We start from the raw sequence: 18522 nt of genomic DNA on the forward strand, positions 1-18522 counted from the left end.
GGTTTCCTCTCGTTCACGCGGCGAGCGCCTGCGTCGGCGTGAGCCGGGCGGCGCGCAGGGAGGGGTAGAGCCCGGCGGCGGCGCCCACGACGAACGCGGCGAGCACCCCCAGGGCGAGGACTTCGAGCGGGATGACGAGCGGCCACCGGTGCAGGGTGGCGTACCCGGCGACGCCGAGCGCGCCCAGCACCGTGCCGGCCAGGCCGCCGAGGCCGGACAGCAGGATCGCCTCGGTCAGGAACTGCGAGCGGATGTGCCCTCGGGTGGCGCCCAGTGCCCGGCGCAGGCCGATCTCGCTGCGGCGTTCGAGCACGGAGATCACCATCGTGTTCGCCACGCCCACGCCGCCCACCAGCAACGCCACCCCGGCGAGGCCCAGGAACAGGGCGCTGTAGGAGTTCTGCGTGGCGCGCTTGGCGGCGAGGGCGTCCGACGGGCGGCTCACCTGCACCAGCCCGGGGATCTCGCTGTGCAGCGTGGCGGGCAGCACCGCGCGGACGTCCTCGATGGACTCCTCGCGCGCCTTCACGTACACGACGGTCGGGCGTCCGTCGAACCCGAGCTGGGTGCGGGCGGCGTCCCAGCCGACGAGCACGGAACGTTCGATGTCGGGCGCGAGTGGCAGCGGCCCCAGCACGCCCGTCACGGTGAACCACCGCTCCCCCACGAAGATCGCGGGCCGGGCGCCGACGTCCGGGATGCCGAGCCGCTGGGCGGCGACGTTGCCGAGCACCACGCCGGGGAAGTCCGGCCTGGGCAGGAACTCACCGCTGCTCAGGTGGCCGTTGACGGTGTCGAGCAGGGTCGGGGTGGCGGCCAGGACGGTGATGTCGGAGCTGTGGCCGGGGTCGAGCAGGTCGTTGCGGCGCACGCGGGTGTGCGTGTTGGCGACGGCCGCGGCGGCGGTGACCGGGCCGATGCGCTCGACCATCGCGACGGACTCCGGGGGCAGCTTGACCGGGTCGTCCTGGCGCGGGGCCGGCTGGGCGCGCAGCAGGTTGGTGCCGAGGGTGGTGAGCTCGTCGAGCAACGCCTGCTGGCTGGAGGCGGGGATGCCGGTGACGACCACGACGGTGGCGGTGCCCAGGGCGATGCCGAGGGCGGAGAGGGCGGCGCGCAGACGGCGGGTGCGCATGCCCTGGGAGCCGACGGAGAGCAGGTCGCGCGGGGAGAGGCGGGTCATCAGGCGCCTCCGCGAGGGGAGGTGGGACGAGGGATGCGGAGAGTCGGCGGGTCCGGGGTGGCGACGGGCGGAAGGGCGGTCCGGTCTTCGCTCGCCAGGCCCGGAGCGCGGAGGGCGGGAGGATCCGCAGTGGCGGCGGACGCCGTTCGGTGGGCGGCCGGGGCCTGAGTTCTGCCTGTGCCCGTGTCGGCGACGATGCGGCCGTCCCTGAGCTCCACCCGGCGCGGCAGCGAGGCGGCGATGTCCCGGTCGTGCGTGATCAGCGCGATCGTCGTCCCCTGCGCGTTGAGCTCCCTCAGCAGCTCCAGCACCGCCTGCCCGTTGGCGGTGTCGAGCGCGCCCGTCGGTTCGTCGGCGAGCACCAGCGCCGGGTTGTTCACCACCGCGCGGGCGATCGCGACCCGTTGCCGTTCGCCTCCCGACAGCTCCTGCGGCCGGTGCCCGACGCGGTGCCCGAGGCCGACGCGGTGCAGCGCCTCCACCGCCATGCCGTGCCGGTCCTTGCGCTTCACCCCCGCGTACAGCAGCCCGGTCGAGACGTTCTCCGCGGCGGTCAGCCCGTCGGACAGGTGGAACTGCTGGAACACGAACCCCAGCCGGCTCCCCCGCAACGCCGACAGCCGCCGGTCCGGCAGCTTCGCCACGTCCTGTCCGTCCAGCTCGACCACGCCGGACGACGGCAGGTCCAGGGTGCCGACCAGGTGCAGCAGGGTCGACTTGCCCGAGCCGGACGGGCCCACGATCGCCAGCAGCTCGCCGGCCGACATCTCCAGCGACACGTCGTCCAGCGCCGTCACGCCGCCGGGGTAGTGCTTGCTCACCGAGTGCAGGGCCAGAACCGGGGTCACGACGCCGTCACCACTTCCAGGCCCTCCGCCACGCCGTCGCCGGAGACCTCGACCTTGTCCTGCGAGTACAGCCCCGTTCGGACGGCCTTCAAGGCGCCGGAGGGCAGCTGCAACGCGTAGCCGCCCTCCTTCAACGCCACCAGCGCGGCCAGCGGCACGGTCAGCACGCCGGTGCGGCTCTCCGACACCACCGTCACGCGGACCGGCGCGGTGTCGAGGTCCTCGACGTCGGCAGGGTTGTCCGGGGTCACGACGATGTCCGCCTTCGGGCCGCTGCCGTTCTCGGGCGGGGCGGCCACGGGCGTCACGGAGGTGACCTTCGCGGGGACGGGGCGGTTGTCGGGACGGACGACCGTGACCGCCATGCCCGCCTTCAGCGCGCCCGCCTCGGTGACTGGGATCTGCACCGTCACCAGCCGGGTCGTGGGGGTGAGCTCGAACAGGTCCTCGGTGGCCGCGGCACCGAGCTGGGCCTTGAGAGCGCCCACGCGCATCGGGCGGTCCAGGACGAGCACGCGGCCGGGCGCGAGGGTGCCGGTCTGCTCGACGCCGAGCGCCTTCTGCCACTTCTTCAGGGCGTCGACCACGCGCGGGGTGAGCTCGGCCTTGGTCGCGTCCTTCGGGCGGGTGCCGACCGAGTAGCCGAGCGCGGCGAGGTTGTCCACCAGGACGGCCACGTCGGAGCCCTTCAGGCCCGGCGCGTCCAAGGCGCGGAACAGCGGGGTCGCGCCGATGAAGACGACCACGGGCTGGTCGTCGACGCGGTAGAGCTCCTTGCCCAGCTCGGTGGTCTGGCCGGGGGCCGGGAGCTTGGTGACGGTGCCCGCGGCGCCCTTCACCGGCCGGGCCGCGCCGAAGCCCAGCTGGGCCTGCAACGTGCGGGTGTTCGTGAGGTCGCCCAGCTGCACGGTCGTGGTCTTCACGGCGGCGGGCGGGGGTGCGGAAGGCTCGGGTGGCCTGCCGCGCACCACCAGCACGACGGCGATGACGACCACTACCACGACGGTGGCCGCGACGATTGTCCTGCGCATGCCGTTGATCTTCGGAGGCACTTGTGAGGATCCTGTGTCGAACCGGTGAGAGCGGCGAGGGCGTCCCTATGATCGGCCCGGTGAGCGCTCTCATCCTGGTCGCGGAGGACGACGAGAACCAGGCCGAGCTGGTCCGCCGCTACCTGGAGCAGGACCACCACCGGGTGCTGGTCGTCCACGACGGACGGGACGCGCTCGACGCCACCCGCAGGCACCACCCCGCGCTCGTCGTGCTGGACCTGATGCTGCCGGGCCTGGGCGGGCTGGACGTGTGCCGGGCGCTGCGGGCGGACTCGGACGTCCTGGTGCTGATGCTGACGGCCCGGTCCACAGAGGACGATCTGCTGCACGGGCTGGGCATCGGCGCGGACGACTACATGACCAAGCCGTTCAGCCCGCGCGAACTGGTGGCGCGCGTGCGGACGTTGCTGCGCAGACTGCCCGCCCGTGCCCCCGCGCCGGCGTTGCGGGTCGGGCCGATCGTGGTGGACCAGCTGCGGCACGAGGTGACGGTGCGCGGCGCGCTGGTCGAGTGCACGCCGGGCGAGTTCGGATTGCTGGAGGTGCTGGCGTCCGAAGTGGACAGGGTGTTCAGCCGCGAGCAGCTCCTGGAACGCATGCACGGCATCGACAGCTTCCTCACCGCGCGCACGATCGACACACATGTCAAGAACCTGCGCCGCAAGATCGAGACCGATCCGCGCACCCCCGCGCACCTGCTGACGGTGTACGGGATCGGCTACAAGCTCACGGCCGGGCGCGCTGATGCGCCGTAGCGTGTTCACCCGGCTGCTCGTGGTCGTGGTCCTGATCGCGGTGTGCTCGATCGCAGCGACGGCGTGGCTCGCGACCCAGCTGACGCGGGCGTCGATCGCCCGCGAGCAGGGCCGCGAACTGGCCTCCGACAACAGGATCTACACCACCCTGCTCGGCTACGCGGCAGACCACCGCGACTGGTCCGAAGTGGACGGTTACGTCGACTCGCTGGTCCGCGAGCACCCAGGGCGGCGGATCGTGCTGGTCACCAAGGACGGCCGCACCGTCGCCGACCGGGGCGGCGACGGCGGTCAGCTGCCCGCGAAAGCCGCGGCCGTGGTGGACCCGCTGGAGGTCGACCCGGTGCTGGTGCCGGGCGCGCCCGCGGACCGGATCGACAAGCGCGTGCTCGGGCCGTTCCGCACGCCGATCGACTTCCGCGACCGCGAGGACCCGACCGGCACGCTCTACTGCCTGCGCCTGGTCAAGAAGGGCGAGGCGGGTTTCGACTGCCGCGAGCGCGACCTGCCGTTCGACACCAGGGCCGACTTCGCCGCGCTGCTCGACCTGGAGGACCTGGTCACCGCGTGCCTGGCGCGCCGTCAGCTGCCGCCGGTCGACCTCGACCCCGACTTCACGCCGTCGCGCAAGCAGTCCGGTGTGCAGCCACCGGACGAGCCCGCCGTCGCCGCGTGCGTGGCCGCGTCCCGCAAGGAGCAGCTCACGCCGTACGTGGCGCAGCCGGTGCTGCTCTACCTGACGAACCCGACCGGCACGCCGACCGCCGCCATCTCGTTGTCGGGCAACGGCTGGCGGGTCGTCGGTGCAGCGGCGGCCGTGCTGCTGGTGGCCGTCGGGGTGGCGGCGTTCGCGGGAGCGCGCATCACCCGGCCGTTGCGGGCGTTGACGGCGGCGGCGACGCACCTGTCCGGCGGCGGGGACATCCCTCCGGTGCCGGTGCGCGGCCAGGACGAGATCGCGGGCCTGACCAGGGCGTTCAACACGATGGCCGCGAACAGGGCGCAGCTGGAGCAGGCGCGCAAGGCGATGGTCGGCGATGTCGCGCACGAGCTGCGCACGCCGTTGAGCAACATCCGGGGCTGGCTGGAGGCGGCCGAGGACGGCGTCCACGACCTCGACCCGGCGCTGATCACCCTGCTGCTCAAGGAGGCGCTCGTGCTCCAGCACGTCGTGGACGACCTCCAAGATCTGGCCGTGGCCGAGGCGGGCTCCCTCCGCCTGACCCTCGAACGGGTGAACGTCGCCGCAGCCTTGGAGCAGGTCCAAGCAGCCCACGAAGCTCGGGCGGCGCAGGCCGGCGTCACGTTGTCGGTGACGGCCGACCCCGGGCTCTTCGTGCGCGCCGACGCGCTGCGGCTGCGGCAGGTCCTCGACAACCTCGTCGGCAACGCGCTGCGCTACGTCCCGGCCGGCGGCTCGGTCGCCGTGGACGGGACCAGGCACGACGACGCCTGCGTGATCACCGTCCGCGACACCGGCGCGGGCATCGCGGAGGAGGACCTGCCGCACGTGTTCGACCGGTTCTGGCGCGCGGACAAGTCCCGCAGCCGCAGCACCGGCGGCAGCGGACTGGGTCTCGCGATCGTCCGCAAGCTCGTCGAGGCGCACGGCGGAACGGTCGATGTGACCAGCACAACAGGCATCGGAACCACGTTCCGCGTCCGATTGCCGGAACTCACCTGATACACCCAGCGTTAGTTCGCTGGAGAGGAAACCGGTGATTGTTCCCATGCCTGCGAGCGCGCCCCGTCGCACGGGCTCGTTCGTCCTGACCGAAGACGTGACCGTCCGGGTGACCGGGCAGGCGCGCACCGCGGCCGCGTTGCTGCGCGAGCACGTCTTCCGGGAGACCGGCTACCTGCTGGCGGAGTCGCCGGACGGGATGCTGATGGTGTCGCACGACCCGGCGATGCGCGGGCTCGGCCCCGAGGGGTACGCGCTGCTGGTCAGCAACGACGCGGTCATGCTCCGCGCCGGCACGCAGGCAGGGCTGCGGCACGGCGTGCAGTCGTTCAAGCAGCTGATGACCAGGGACGCGACGGTCCGCGCGGCCGACGTGCGCGACTCCCCCAGGTTCGCGTGGCGGGGCGTGTCGAGCGCGTTGCTGCCGCCGGCGGAGATGCGCCAGGCGATCGACCGGATGGCCGCCTACAAGCTGAACGTGCTGCACGTGTTCCCCGAGGGCGACCCGGAGGCGATCCGCGAGCTCGTCGAGTACGGGCGCGATCACGGCATCACGGTCGTGCCGGAGCTGAGCCCGGCGACGATCGAGCTGCTGGAGCTGTTCCCGAGCCGGTGGGTGCACATCGGTACGGCCAAGCTGACCACGAAGTTCGCCGGTTTGCTGGAACGGCACGGCAAACTGCCGGTGCGCTGGCACGAGGACGGCGCGGACGTGCTGGGCCCGCACGGGAAGCTCGCCGAGGGCGACGCCGGGCTGCGTGCGGTCGCGACAGCGGGCTGGGTCGGTGGACTGGACACGACGCGGGCCGTCGCGCCCGCCTGGTAGCCGCGTTCACAGCAGTGCCGTGAACGCAGGTCACGCCACTGCCCCGGTTCACATGTTTAAGTTTGATCAGCGGGGGTGATCGGGCAGGGTTCCCTGTCCGGCGCGGGAAATTCCGCTGCACCCGGCCTTGCCGTCACGTCCGTGAACATGTCCGTTGCCTGTTGGCCGGTCGTCATGATCTGTCTCGATCCGGTGGACGCGTGCGATCGTGACAGCCGTGCGGGCCTCTTCGAAGTTCCGGTCGTTCCACCGCTTCCGGCTGCTGCTCGTCGACGACGACCGGGAGCTGGTGGAGCTGCTCGCCGCGGTGCTGCGCGGCGAGGGGTACGACGTCGACGTCGCGTTCGACGGGCAACGCGGGCTGCACCTCGCGCTCACCCATCCGTACGACGTGGTCGTGATCGACCGCTCCCTGCCGGTGCTCGACGGGCTGGACCTGGTGTCCCGGTTGCGTTCCCGGTCCGTGCGCACGCAGGCGCTGATGCTCACCGCGATGGGGTCGGTGCTCGACCGGATCGACGGCCTCGACGCCGGCGCGGACGATTACCTGGCCAAGCCGTTCGACCTGCGCGAGCTGACCGCGCGGCTGCGGGCGCTGTGCCGCCGTTCCGCGGAACTGGCCGCCGTGCTGCGCATCGGCGCCGGCAGCCTGGAGCTCGAACAGCACCAGGTCGTGCTGCCCGACGGCGAGAAGGTCCCGCTGACCACCAGGGAGTTCGCGCTGCTGCGGGTGCTCGCGACGCATCCGGAGACCGTGCACACGCGGGCGGCGTTGCGGCGCACGGTGTTCTCCGACGCACCCTCGCAGTCCATTGTGGACACCTACGTCCACTACCTGCGCACCAAGGTGGGCCGGTCGGTCGTGCAGACGGTCCAGGGAGTCGGCTACCGGTTGGGGGCGCTGTGACGGCGTGGGAGCGATCCGAGTTCCGGCGGGCCCGGCAGCGGGTGAGCCTGCTGGTGGGACTCGCGATCACGGTGATGATCGCGTTCGTGGGCGCCATCGCGTACACGGTCATGGTGCAGGCGCAGCAGACCGAGGTGTCGCGCGAGCTGCGGTACAACATCACCTACGGCGTGCCGGGCGTCGCGCCGAAGTGCGCGTGGGTGTTCGTGCTGGAGAACGGCGTGCTGGACGTCGGCCCGTTCGAGGTACCCGCCGGGTTCCCGGTGCGCGGCGACATCGACGCCGTGCACGCCTCGGGCACCGCCGTTCCGCGTGATGTCACCGCGAACGGCACCGAGTACATGGTCCTCACCTCACCGGGCGCCGGCGGCACCACCGTCCAGGCCGTGTTCGACCTGCGCTACCAGCTCGCCGACCGCGCGCACCTGCTGTGGGCACTGGCCATCGCGCTCGTCGCGGGCCTGCTCGTGGCTGCGCTGATCGGCTTCGGCGTGGGCCGCCGCACGGTCGAACCCTGGGCAGAGGCCCTCGCCCGCCAGCGCAGGTTCCTCACCGACGCGAGCCACGAGCTCCGCACCCCGATCGCCCGCGCCTACCTGCGCGCCCAGCTCCTCGCCGCCGCCGCGGACCTCCCCGACTCGCAGCGCTCCAACCTCGACGCACTGGCCCGCTCGATCCGCGGCCTCGCCGACGTCGTCGACGACCTCCTCCAGTCAGCCCAGCTGGACCCGCGCGACGGCAAACCGGTCGACCTGGCCGACATCGCCGAGGCCGCCGTCGTGGGCGAGACCGAACGGGCCGCCGAACGCCGCATCACCCTCACCCTCGACCACCCGGGACACCCGCTGGTCGTCGCCGGAATCGAGACGGGCCTGCGCCGCGCGGTGGACGAACTGCTGGCCAACGCCGTGCGCCACACGCCGGAGGGCGGCCGGATCGCGGTGAGCGTGCGGGAGGCGGACGGCCAGGTGGAGCTGGTCGTCGCGGACAACGGCTCGGGCTTCGCGCCCGAAGACGCGGAGCGGCTGTTCGAGCGGTTCCGGCACGGGCCGGGCGAGGGACGGTTCGGGCTGGGTCTCGCGCTGGTGCGGGAGATCGTGACGGGGCACGGCGGGACGGTGGAGGCTTCGGGGCGGCCGGGGGTGGGGGCGCGGTTCACGCTGAGGATTCCGGTGGCGGGGAGGCGGGCGGCGGAGCGGGAGAGGCTGTCGAGCGCCTGCCCGTGAGAGCGCGCTCACGGGCAGGGGGTTGAGGCGGGGTGGCGGCGGGGTGCTGCGGTGGCGGGTGACCGGGGCGGGTGGGGCGCCACGGCGGGTGGGTGACTGCGGCGACGGGTGACTTCAGGGGTGGGGTGACTTCGGGGGTGAGATGCGCACGGCGGTCGGGTGCGCACGGCGGTCGGGTTGCGCCCGGCTGGCGGGACCTGCGAGGCGGCTGTGGTGCGCGCGGCCGCCGCCCGAGCGTGCACCACAGCCGTGCCTCATCACCACTCCGCGGAGACCACCACCTCAGCCGCCACCCGGACGTCCTCGTCCAGCGGCCTGTCCGGGTCCACCGGGTCGATCGCCGCCGCCAGCGCGTCCAGCAGTGCCGCGCACCGGGGTGCGGTCGGGCGGCGGCCGCCTACGTGCACTGCCTGCCGCAGTCCCAGCGCGAGGGAGCCGCAGAGCAGTCGCAGCAGGTCTGCCAGGTCGTAGGCGCGTAGTGCGGCCTGCGTGCCGAACGGCACCACGTCCTGGTTGTGCAGGTTGGTCGGCAGGCTCTGCGTGCTCGCGGGCAGCACGCCGCGGCGGATCTCGGCGACGAACGCCGTCGTGGCGAGTTGGACGCCCTGCAAGCCGTGTTGGCGGCCTGGGCCGGCGGCGAGCATCGGTGGCAGGCCGGTGTTGCGGGCCGGGTCGACCAGCAGGTCGAGCTGGCGTTCGGCGAGGTTGCCCAGGGACGCGGTGACCATGGCCAGGACGTCGGCGGCGAAGGCCGCGGGCTGGCCGAAGAAGTTGCCGCCGTGCGCGACCAGGTCGTCGGACGGGAAGAACAGCGGGTTGTCGCTGACGCCGCCGAGGTCCGCGGCCACGACGCCGTCGACGTAGCGCAGGGCGTCCTCGGCGGCGCCGAGGAGCTGGGGTGAGCAGCGGATGCTGTACGGCTCCTGCAACGCCCGCAGTCCGCTCGGCGCGGTCCCGTCCAGTGTGGAACGCATCCACGAGGCCACGGTCACGGCGCCGGAGTGGCCGAACGCGGAGATCAGCCTGGGGTCGGCGAAGCCGGGGTCGGCGCCGACGACGTCGACCAGCAGGCACGTCAGCGAGGCCAGCGCCCGGTGGGAGGCCCGCACCGATGACAGTGCCAGCGACAGGGCGGCGGTGGTGACCGAGGTGCCGTTGACCAGGGCCAGGGCGTCGCGGCCGTCCAGTTCCAGCGGTGACAGTCCGGCCGCCGTCAGCGCCTCGGCCGCGGGCCGGCGGACGCCGTCGAGGTAGGCGTGGCCGCGGCCGCGCAACGCCTGGGCCGCGTAGGCGAGCGGGATCAGGTCGCCGCTGGCGCCGACGGACCCGTAGCGCGGCACGGCCGGGACGAACGTGGTCGCGAACATCGCGGACAGGCCCGAGACGACGTGCGCGGACACGCCGGACAGTCCCTGGGCGAGCGACCAGGTGCGCACGAGCATCGCCGCGCGGGTGATGTCCAGCGGCAGGTCGGGGCCCTGGCCCGCGCCGAGGTGTGCGAGGGTGTTGTCGCACTGGTCGGCTTCGGTGGCGCGGCCCGCGAACCCCACCAGGGCACCGAACCCGGTCTTGGCGCCGTACACCGGGCGTTCGTCGTCGGCCAGCACCGTGCGCAGGTAGGCGCGGCCGCGTTGGACGCGGTCCAAGACGTCGGTGCCGGCCAGCACGGGCAACGGCGCGCAAGCGCGGGCGAGGTGCGCTGGAGTCAGGGGCGAACCCAGGTCCACGGACGTGTCTGAAGCGGTCGTGGTCACCGCACGGACGGTAGGCAGCCGATCTCAGAAAGTTCTGAGATCGCGTGGGTAGCTTCCCCGTCCATGGCTCACGACTACCTGATCATCGGCGCCGGACCGGCCGGTGTGCAGCTCGCCGCACTGCTCGAGCGGGACGGTCGCGACTACGCCGTCCTCGAACGGGGCAGCGGGGCCGGCACGTTCTTCACCCGCTACCCGCGGCACCGCAAGCTCATCTCCATCAACAAGGTCCACACCGGGTTCCGCGACCCGGAGCAGCGCATGCGGATGGACTGGAACTCGCTGCTGCTCGACGACCCGGACCTGCTGTTCACCCGCTACACGCCCAAGTACTTCCCGGACGCCGACGACATCGTCCGCTACTTCCAGGACTGCGCGGCCGGCCTGAACGTCACCTACGACGTCGAGGTCACGCGGATCTCCCGCGACGGCACCGGGTTCGTCGTGGCAGCCGGTGACCGGACCTGGCACGCGAAGAACGTCGTCATGGCCACCGGCGTCTCGCAGCTGTACGTGCCGGAGATCCCCGGCATCGAGCACGCCGAGCGCTACGACACGTTCGACACGGACCCGGAGTCGTTCACCGACCAGCGGGTGCTCGTGATCGGCAAGGGCAACTCCGGCTTCGAGACCGCCGACGCGCTGGTCGAGCACGCCGCCGTCATCCACGTCGCCGGCCCGCACTCGGTGAAGCTCGCCTGGCAGACGCACTACGTCGGGCACCTGCGCGCGGTGAACAACAACTTCCTCGACACCTACCAGCTCAAGAGCGAGAACGCCGTCATCGACGGGTCGATCGAACGCATCGAGCAACGGCCAGATGGCGGCTTCCGGATCCAGTTCCGCTACGCCCGCACGGTCGAGAAGGTCCGCGAACTGGAGTACGACCGCATCATCGCGTGCACCGGCTTCAAGTTCGACGCCTCGATCTTCGCCGACGACTGCGCCCCGACGCTGATCATCAAGGACCGCTTCCCGCAGCAGACCTCAGGATTCGAGTCCACGAACATCCCCGGCCTCTACTTCGCGGGCACGATCACCCAGTCGCGCGACTTCAAGAAGTCCACCAGCGGGTTCATCCACGGCTTCCGCTACGGCGCCCGCGCGCTGCACCGCGTCCTGAGCGCCCGCAACCACGGCGTCGACTGGCACGGCGAGGACCTCGACCTCTCCCCAGAGGCCATCAGCGACGCCGTGATCGCCCGCGTCAACACCTCCTCCGCGCTGTGGCAGCAGTTCGCGGTCATGGGCGACGTCGTGAGCGTCACCGGCGCGCGGGCCCGCTACTCCGAGGAGGTGCCGGTCGCGTTCGTCGCGGACGGCGGCCTCGGCCCCGCCGAGCACCGGTTCGTCGCGACGCTCGAGTACGGGCCCGACCACGACACCATCGACCCGTTCGACATCACCATCCCGCGGGTGGCCGAGAACGACCCGGTGAACGCGGCCGACGCGAGCTACCTGCACCCGGTGGTCCGCTACTACCGGCACGGCGTGCTCGCCGCGACCCACCACCTCGCCGAGAACCTCGAGAACCACTGGGACCTGCCGGAGGTGCACCAGCAGCCGCTGGTGGTGTTCGTGAAGGAATGCCTTGCCGGCGCGTGAGCCGTTCCCGCGGGCGGTGCTGGACGTGCTCGGCGCCGCCGGGGACCGGCCGGTGTTCGAGCACGGCACCCGCGTGGTGACCGGCACCGCGCTGCTGGACCTGGTCGCGCGGATCGCGACCGGGTGGCGCCGCAGGGGAATCGGGCCCGGTGACGGGCTCGCGCTGCTGCTCGGGGTGAACGTCGAGGCGTTCGCGACGATCCTCGCGGGACACGTGGTGGGAGCGCGGGTGGTGGGGGTGCGACCTGGGCTGACGGACGCCCAGGTCGCCCACCTGCTCGGGCTGGACATCACGGCGGTGGTGACTGACGGCACGGCGGTGGTGGGCGGCACGGCGGTGGTGGGCGGCGGAGCGGCAGTGGGCGGCGGAGCGGCAGTGGGCGGCGGAGCGGCAGTGGGCGGCGGAGCGGCGGTGGGCGGTGCGAACGGACCGCTCACACGCCTGGCCGTCGAAGATCTGCTCGCGCACTCCCCCGGCCTCCCGGATTCCCCCGACCCGCTGCGGTGCGACGGCCGCCCCGGCGACATCGCCCGGCTGATCCACACCAGCGGCAGCACCGGCGCCCCCAAGGCGTGCGCCCAGACCTACGCGTCCATGACCGACTCCTGGACCGCGCACCCGGAAGCCTGGCCGCCCGCGATCCGGGACCTGGCCACGAGACTCGGCCGCTACCTGGTGTTCGGCTCGCTGTCGAGCCAGGTCATGTTCGAGTACGCCGTTCTCACCCTCACCGCCGGCGGCACGATCGTCGTGGCGGACGACCCGGCCACCGCGATCACCGACCTGAAGGCCACCGCCCGCGTGATCACCGTCCCGGGCCTGGCCAAACTCGTGGCAGCACAACAGGAATCCCCGGCCGACCTGTCGTCGCTCAGGGCCCTGCTGGTCTCCGGCTCCCCGCTCACCCCCGACCGCCACCGCGAGGCCCTGGAGACCCTGGGGCCGGTGCTGTTCCACGGCTACGGCCAGACCGAGACCGGCATGATCTCGATGGCCACCCCGGACGATCCCCCCGGCACGGTGGGAAAACCGCCCGTCGACGTGGAGGTGCGCGACGGCGAGCTGTTCGTCCGCACCCCCGGCCAGGCCTGCGGCTACTGGGGCGATCCCGAGCAGTCCGCGGAGGTCTTCGCCGACGGCTGGGTCCGCACCCGCGACCTGGGCCGCTTCGACGCGTTCGGCTACCTGCGGCTCACCGGCAGGGCCCGCGACGTCGTGATCGTCAACGCCACCCTGCACTACATCGGCCCGATCGAGCAGGTGATCGCCGAGCACCCGGACGTCGCGGAGGCCTACGTCGTCGCGGTGCCCGACGACGAGACCGGCGAGGCACCGCACGCGTTCGTCGTGCCCAGAGACCGCGCGCCCGGACTCCAGGAGCTCCAGCGACTCGTGACCGAACGGCTCGGCGCGGCCAGCGCGCCGAGGAAGGTCACCGCGATCACCGAAGTCCCCGTCGCCCCCAGCGGCAAACCCGACAAGCGCGAGCTAAGGAGAAGGTCTTGTCCAGCGAGGTAACGACCGAGGTTCTCGTGATCGGCGCGGGCCCGGCGGGGTTGCAGGCGTCCTACCTGCTGAAGCAGGCCGGACGCGACCACCTGGTGCTGGAGTCCGGCGCGGCCGCGGGGACGTTCTTCACCCGCTTCCCCCGGCACCGGCAGCTGATCTCCATCAACAAGGTCTACACGGGCTGGGACGACCCCGAGCTCAACCTGCGCGTCGACTGGAACTCGTTGCTGTCCGACGATCCCGCGCTGCTGTTCACCTCCTACACCCCGCGCTACTTCCCGCAGGCCGACGACATGGTCCGCTACCTCGGCGACTTCGCCGTCAAGAACGACCTGCCGATCCGCTACGACACCAGGGTCGTCTCGGTGACCCGGCCGGACGACTTCGTGGTGACCGACCAGCACGGCGGCACCTACCGCGCCAAGCGGATCATCGTCGCGACCGGTGTCTCGCAGCAGTACGTGCCCGACATCGACGGCGTCGAGCACGCGGAGCACTACTACGACGTCTCCGTCGACCCGCAGGACTTCGTCAACAAGAAGGTCCTGATCATCGGGCGCGGCAACTCGGCGTTCGAGACCGCCGACGCGTTGATGGAGACCACCTCCGTCATCCACCTCGCCGGACCCGGATCGCTGAAGCTCGCGTGGCAGACGCACTTCGTCGGCCACCTGCGCGCGGTCAACAACAACTTCCTCGACACCTACCAGCTCAAGTCGCAGAACGCGTTGCTGGACGGGCACATCGTCGGCATCCGCCGCGACGGCGACGACCTCTACGTGAAGGTCAGCTTCCAGCGGGTCGACGAGGTGATCAAGGAGATCCGCTACGACCGGGTGATCCTCGCGACCGGTTTCCGGTTCGACGCCTCGATCTTCTCCCCCGAGTGCCGCCCGCGGCTCACGATCAAGGACCGCTTCCCGGACCAGACCGCGGCGTGGGAGTCGGTGAACGTCCCGGACATGTTCTTCGCGGGCACGATCACGCAGATGCGCGACTTCAAGAAGTCGACCAGCGGGTTCATCCACGGCTTCCGCTACGGAGTGCGCGCGCTGCACCGCATCGCCGAGCAGCGCTACCACGGTGTCGACTGGCCCAGCCGGACCGTCGAGCCCACCGCGGACGCCGTCACCGAGGCGATCGTCGAACGGGTCAACCGCACCTCCGCGCTGTGGCAGCTGTTCGCGTTCCTCGCCGACGCCGTGCTGACGTTGAAGGACGGCACGGTCCGCTACGTCGAGGAGGTCCCGCTCGCGCACCTGCCCGAGGCTGTCGCACGCGGCGAGTTCGGCGACGTCGAGTCGTACCTGACGGTCACGCTGGAGTACGGCGCCGACCACGACAAGGTCAACCCGTTCGACATCACCGCAGGACGCACCTCGCAGCAGGACACCAGCGGGCTCGACGGCCGCTACCTGCACCCCGTCGTGCGCCGGTACCGCGGCGGCGACCTGGTCGACGAGCACCACGTCACCGAGAACCTCGAGAACGAGTGGGACAGCGAGAACGTCCACAAGGCACCGCTGCGGGAGTACCTCCGGTGAACCCCGTGCTCGCGGAACTGCACGACAAGGCACGCGCGGTGCTCGACCCCGTCCACTACGACTTCTTCGCGGGCGGGGTCGGGGACGAGGTCGTGCTCGCGGACAACGAGGCGGCCTTCCGCCGCCTCGCCCTGCTGCCCCGCGTGCTGCGGGGCGAGGAGATCCACGACGACTTCCCCGTGCTGATCTCCCCCACCGCGTTCCACAAGCTCGCCCACCCCGACGGCGAACTGGCGACCGCACGGGCGTTGTCCGGCACGGTGCTGGTGTCGAGCATGGCCTCGACCGTGCCGATCGCCGACGTCGTCGCGGCGGCCACCGGGCCGGTGTGGTTCCAGCTCTACGTCCAGCCCGACATGGACGTCACGGAGGCGCTGGTGCGGCGCGCCGAACGGGCGGGCTGCGAAGCCGTGGTGATCACCGCCGACTCCCCCGTCTTCGGCCGCCACCGCCGTGACCTCGCGCACGGGTTCCACGACCTGCCCGCCGGACTGGCCGCGGAGAACATGCGCGACCTGGCCGGGGTTTCGCTGCGCGCCATCGAGATGTCGCCCACGCTCTCGTGGGACCACGTCGACCGGCTGCGCGAGATGACCACGCTTCCGTTGTGGGTCAAGGGAATCCTGCACCCGCAGGACGCCGTCGTCGCGATCGGGCACGGCGTCGCGGGCATCGTCGTGTCCAACCACGGCGGCCGGCAGCTCGACCTCGTCCCGGCCGCACTCGACGCACTCCCCGCCGTGGTCTCCGCCGTCGCCGGACGCGTACCGGTCGTGCTCGACGGCGGCGTCCGAAGCGGCGGCGACATCGCCCTGGCCCTCGCCCTCGGCGCAACCGGCGTCGGCCTCGGCAGGCCCGTGCTGTGGGGGCTCGCGGCGGACGGCGAACAGGGCGTGCGCCGCGTCCTCGACGTGCTGCGCGACGAGTTCCTGCACGTCCTCACCCTCTGCGGCGGCGACCTGACCCCGGACATGGTGGTGGCGCGGTGCTGAACTGGCTACCCGCACGCGTGGTCGCGTTGCGCGCCAAGGTGTTCGAGAAGGTCAACGGCGACAACGCCATCACGTTCCCCAACGACCAGGTCGGCCCCGACCGCTTCCAGGAGCTCTACAGCCACCCCGCCGCCAACGGCCGCAGCAAGGGCGCCGGCCTCTCCGACCTCTTCTGGTACTGGCTCTCCCCCGGCCCCGAGGTCCACCAGGAACACCTCGAAGCAGGCCCGCGCTACGACGACGTGGCGCGCACGACCCGCACGTTCCTCGCCGGACCCAGCACCGACCTCGCCGCCACCGCGACCCGCTGCACGGCCAAGGTCCTCGACGAGGTCCTGAAAGGCCGCGTCACGCACGTCCGGCTGCGCGAACTGATGATGCCCGTGTGGGCCGAGTACTTCTACGAGCTCGTCTTCGGCGAACCCTGCCCCCGCCACGCCCGCGACCTCATCGTCGACCACGCCACCGACGTCGTGACCTCCCTGAAGTGCACCGGCCTGCGCCACCCCGCCCGCCGCGCCCGGCTCACCCGCTACCTCAAGATCCGGCTGCCCGACGTCCGCCACCCGCTGCCCGAGACCCTGTCCGAGACCGAGCAGGTCCACTACCTGCAGGGCACCTACTTCAACACCGCCGTCGTGCAGATGGCCGAAGCGATGGCCCACCTCCTGCTCGCCCTCGCCCACCATCCCGGCGTGGCCCGAAGAATCCACGACGACCGCTACTTCGCGCACGTCCTCGACGAGACCTTCCGGCTCTACCCGCTGTTCGGCATCGCCCACCGCATCACCACCGACGACATCGTGCTCGACGAGCACACCTCGTTCCCCGCCGGATCGGTGCTGTGCTTCAGCTACCCCGCCTACCACGCCACCGGCTACAACGACCCCGGCGCGTTCGACCCCGGCCGCTGGGAGAACACCGCCGCCCGCACCGAGCACCACATCCCGTTCGGCGTCGCCGCCAACCGCCCCTGCCCCGCCTGGCGGCTCTCCCCCATCGCCATGCGCGCCTCCGCCCGCGAGGTGCTGCGCCGCGTCACCCTCCACTCCACCGTCACGCACACCCGCTCGCTGCCCAGCCGCGGCCCGTGCCTGCTCGTCCGCGACGGCCCCGCACCCCACCGGCGCCTGCGGTACCTGCGCCTGCGCGACCGCTGGGAGGACGTCTGGCGCAGCGTCGTCCAGCTCGTCCTCGGCACCGCGATGGTGCTGCACGCCCACCACCTCCGGCCGGCGGGCCGCTACTTCGACACCCACGACACGCAGGGTTGCCCGGTCCGGCACTGATCCCCAGGAGATCCCGGTGAACCAGATCCACTTCGCGTTGCAGGTCTTCGCCGCGCTGGCCGTCGTGCTCGTCGCGACCACGGTGTGCGGGCGCCTCGCCATGCTGATCAGACAACCCAGGGTCGTCGGCGAGATGGTCGCCGGCGTCCTGCTGGGACCGGCGCTGCTGGGCGCCGTCGCCCCCGGCGTGCAGGCCCAGCTGTTCCCCGCCGACGTCAAGAGCACCCTCTACGTGCTCAGCACGATCGGGCTCACCTTCTACATGTTCCTCGTCGGGTCCTCTTTGGACCACGGCCTCACCACCGGACCCAACGCGCGCAAGGCAGGCGTGCTCGCCGTCTCCGGCATCGTGCCGACCTTCCTGCTCGGAGCCGGCGCCGCCGTGCTGTTCTTCGACACCCTGAGCCCCGAGGGATCGAGCCTCTGGGTGTTCATGCTGTTCGTCGGCGGCGCCCTGTCGATCACCGCGTTCCCCATGCTGGCGCGGATCCTGCAGGAACGCGGCATCGCCAACACCCCGATCGGCGGCCTCACCCTGGTCGCCGCCGCCATCGACGACGCCGTGGCGTGGGCGTTCCTCGCGCTGATCATCGCCGTCGGCGCCTCCGGCAGCCCGTCCGGAGCCCTGCGCACCATCATCGGCGCGGCGATCTTCGCGGTCCTCATGCTCACCCTCGGCCGCAAGTGGCTCGCCAAGCTCGGTGAACGCGCCGAACGCGACGGCAAGCTCAGCCGCGACATGATGGCGATCATCCTGCTGGTCGTGCTGGTGGCGGGCTGGTTCACCGACTGGATCGGCGTCTTCTCGGTGTTCGGCGGCTTCATCACCGGACTCGCGATGCCGAAGTCCGCCGTGGTCCGCCACGAGCTCGAGACCAAGCTCACCGACCTCAACTCGATCCTGCTGCTGCCGGTGTTCTTCGCGTTCAGCGGCCTCAACACCCAGGTGTCCGGCTTCGGTTCCGGCGGCGCGCTGTGGCTCCCGCTCGCGGTGATCATGCTGGCCGCGTTCGCCGGCAAGTACCTGGGCTGCGGGCTCGTGGTGCGCGCGCAGGGCTACTCGTGGCGGTACGCGTCGGCGGTGGGCGGCCTGATGAACGCCCGCGGGTTGATGATCCTCATCTTCATCAACATCGGGCTGGCCTACGAGCTGGTCACGCCGGAGATGTTCGCGATCCTGGTGGCCGTCGCGATCGTCACCACGGCCGCGGCGATGCCGATCTACCGAGCCTCGCTGCCCGACCACCTCGACGTCGAGGCCGATGTGAAGGCACCTGTGCCGGTTCGTTGACCCCTGGTCAAGCTTTTGTTCAGCCTACACTGAAGTTATAGAGCACAAAGTTCTGG

14 protein-coding genes and 1 pseudogene are annotated in these 18522 nt (G+C 71.7%); 11 read left to right on the forward strand and 4 right to left on the reverse strand.

Annotated features, from left to right (window positions below):
* Positions 1-13: 13 nt before the first annotated feature.
* The 3 genes and pseudogenes from ACQEU1_RS05230 to ACQEU1_RS05240 form a co-directional block, all read right to left on the reverse strand.
* The gene (locus ACQEU1_RS05230) at positions 14-1183 is read right to left on the reverse strand and encodes an ABC transporter permease (RefSeq protein ID WP_433196768.1); all 1170 of its coding nucleotides are present in this window, start codon (positions 1181-1183) and stop codon (positions 14-16) included.
* Between the two features lie 179 nt (positions 1184-1362).
* Positions 1363-2031, reverse strand: a pseudogene (locus ACQEU1_RS05235) (ABC transporter ATP-binding protein); the annotation flags it as partial.
* On the reverse strand, positions 2028-3062 hold the full coding sequence (locus ACQEU1_RS05240) for a peptidoglycan-binding protein (protein ID WP_433196770.1): 1035 nt from the start codon (positions 3060-3062) through the stop codon (positions 2028-2030). The pseudogene ACQEU1_RS05235 and the gene ACQEU1_RS05240, both read right to left, overlap by 4 nt.
* A gap of 80 nt (positions 3063-3142) precedes the next feature.
* Between ACQEU1_RS05240 and ACQEU1_RS05245 the strand changes: the two genes are divergently transcribed.
* The 5 genes from ACQEU1_RS05245 to ACQEU1_RS05265 all read left to right on the forward strand — a co-directional run bounded on the left by ACQEU1_RS05245 (position 3143) and on the right by ACQEU1_RS05265 (position 8481).
* Positions 3143-3838, forward strand: coding sequence for a response regulator transcription factor (locus tag ACQEU1_RS05245; protein WP_433196772.1), 696 nt, complete (start codon positions 3143-3145; stop codon positions 3836-3838).
* Entirely contained in the window at positions 3828-5522 is a 1695-nt protein-coding gene (locus tag ACQEU1_RS05250) for a HAMP domain-containing sensor histidine kinase (protein WP_433196774.1), read from the forward strand. Before ACQEU1_RS05245 ends, ACQEU1_RS05250 begins: the two co-directional genes overlap by 11 nt.
* A gap of 34 nt (positions 5523-5556) precedes the next feature.
* Positions 5557-6348 carry a glycoside hydrolase family 20 zincin-like fold domain-containing protein gene (locus ACQEU1_RS05255; protein WP_433196776.1) on the forward strand — a complete coding sequence of 264 codons (792 nt, stop codon included), beginning with the start codon at positions 5557-5559 and terminating at the stop codon, positions 6346-6348.
* 217 nt (positions 6349-6565) lie between these two features.
* The gene (locus ACQEU1_RS05260) at positions 6566-7255 is read left to right on the forward strand and encodes a response regulator transcription factor (protein ID WP_433196778.1); all 690 of its coding nucleotides are present in this window, start codon (positions 6566-6568) and stop codon (positions 7253-7255) included.
* The gene (locus ACQEU1_RS05265) at positions 7252-8481 is read left to right on the forward strand and encodes a sensor histidine kinase (RefSeq protein ID WP_433196780.1); all 1230 of its coding nucleotides are present in this window, start codon (positions 7252-7254) and stop codon (positions 8479-8481) included. Before ACQEU1_RS05260 ends, ACQEU1_RS05265 begins: the two co-directional genes overlap by 4 nt.
* Before the next feature lie 257 nt (positions 8482-8738).
* On the opposite strand, the gene ACQEU1_RS05270 is transcribed toward ACQEU1_RS05265, so the two are convergent.
* Positions 8739-10235 (reverse strand): aromatic amino acid ammonia-lyase, encoded by a 1497-nt coding sequence (locus ACQEU1_RS05270; RefSeq protein WP_433196782.1) that lies wholly within the window; start codon positions 10233-10235, stop codon positions 8739-8741.
* 63 nt (positions 10236-10298) lie between these two features.
* Here ACQEU1_RS05270 and ACQEU1_RS05275 point away from each other — a divergent pair, with 63 nt between their 5' ends.
* Genes ACQEU1_RS05275 through ACQEU1_RS05300 form a run of 6 tightly spaced genes read left to right on the forward strand, consistent with a single transcriptional unit; the run spans position 10299 to position 18466 of the window.
* Positions 10299-11840 carry an NAD(P)-binding domain-containing protein gene (locus tag ACQEU1_RS05275; RefSeq protein ID WP_433196784.1) on the forward strand — a complete coding sequence of 514 codons (1542 nt, stop codon included), beginning with the start codon at positions 10299-10301 and terminating at the stop codon, positions 11838-11840.
* A complete protein-coding gene (locus ACQEU1_RS05280; RefSeq protein ID WP_433196786.1) occupies positions 11827-13359 on the forward strand; it encodes a class I adenylate-forming enzyme family protein in 1533 nt (510 codons plus the stop codon). Before ACQEU1_RS05275 ends, ACQEU1_RS05280 begins: the two co-directional genes overlap by 14 nt.
* Positions 13344-14894 (forward strand): NAD(P)-binding domain-containing protein, encoded by a 1551-nt coding sequence (locus tag ACQEU1_RS05285; RefSeq protein ID WP_433196788.1) that lies wholly within the window; start codon positions 13344-13346, stop codon positions 14892-14894. The genes ACQEU1_RS05280 and ACQEU1_RS05285 overlap by 16 nt, the downstream gene beginning before the upstream one ends.
* A complete protein-coding gene (locus ACQEU1_RS05290; protein WP_433196790.1) occupies positions 14891-15886 on the forward strand; it encodes an alpha-hydroxy acid oxidase in 996 nt (331 codons plus the stop codon). Before ACQEU1_RS05285 ends, ACQEU1_RS05290 begins: the two co-directional genes overlap by 4 nt.
* Entirely contained in the window at positions 15880-17175 is a 1296-nt protein-coding gene (locus ACQEU1_RS05295; RefSeq protein ID WP_433196792.1) for a cytochrome P450, read from the forward strand. Before ACQEU1_RS05290 ends, ACQEU1_RS05295 begins: the two co-directional genes overlap by 7 nt.
* Before the next feature lie 16 nt (positions 17176-17191).
* Positions 17192-18466: a cation:proton antiporter gene (locus ACQEU1_RS05300; protein ID WP_433196794.1), complete on the forward strand. Its 1275-nt coding sequence runs from the start codon at positions 17192-17194 to the stop codon at positions 18464-18466.
* Positions 18467-18522 lie beyond the last annotated feature (56 nt).

The organism is Lentzea sp. CA-135723 (assembly GCF_050936595.1).
Taxonomy (GTDB): Bacteria; Actinomycetota; Actinomycetes; order Mycobacteriales; family Pseudonocardiaceae; genus Lentzea.

Bases quoted from the DNA above. Each gene is read 5' to 3' on its own strand.
- ACQEU1_RS05240 (WP_433196770.1), bottom strand. From the start codon at position 3,062: ATGCGCAGGACAATCGTCGCGGCCACCGTCGTGGTAGTGGTCGTCATC.
- ACQEU1_RS05250 (WP_433196774.1), top strand. From the start codon at position 3,828: ATGCGCCGTAGCGTGTTCACCCGGCTGCTCGTGGTCGTGGTCCTGATC.
- ACQEU1_RS05230 (WP_433196768.1), bottom strand. From the start codon at position 1,183: ATGACCCGCCTCTCCCCGCGCGACCTGCTCTCCGTCGGCTCCCAGGGC.
- ACQEU1_RS05275 (WP_433196784.1), top strand. From the start codon at position 10,299: ATGGCTCACGACTACCTGATCATCGGCGCCGGACCGGCCGGTGTGCAG.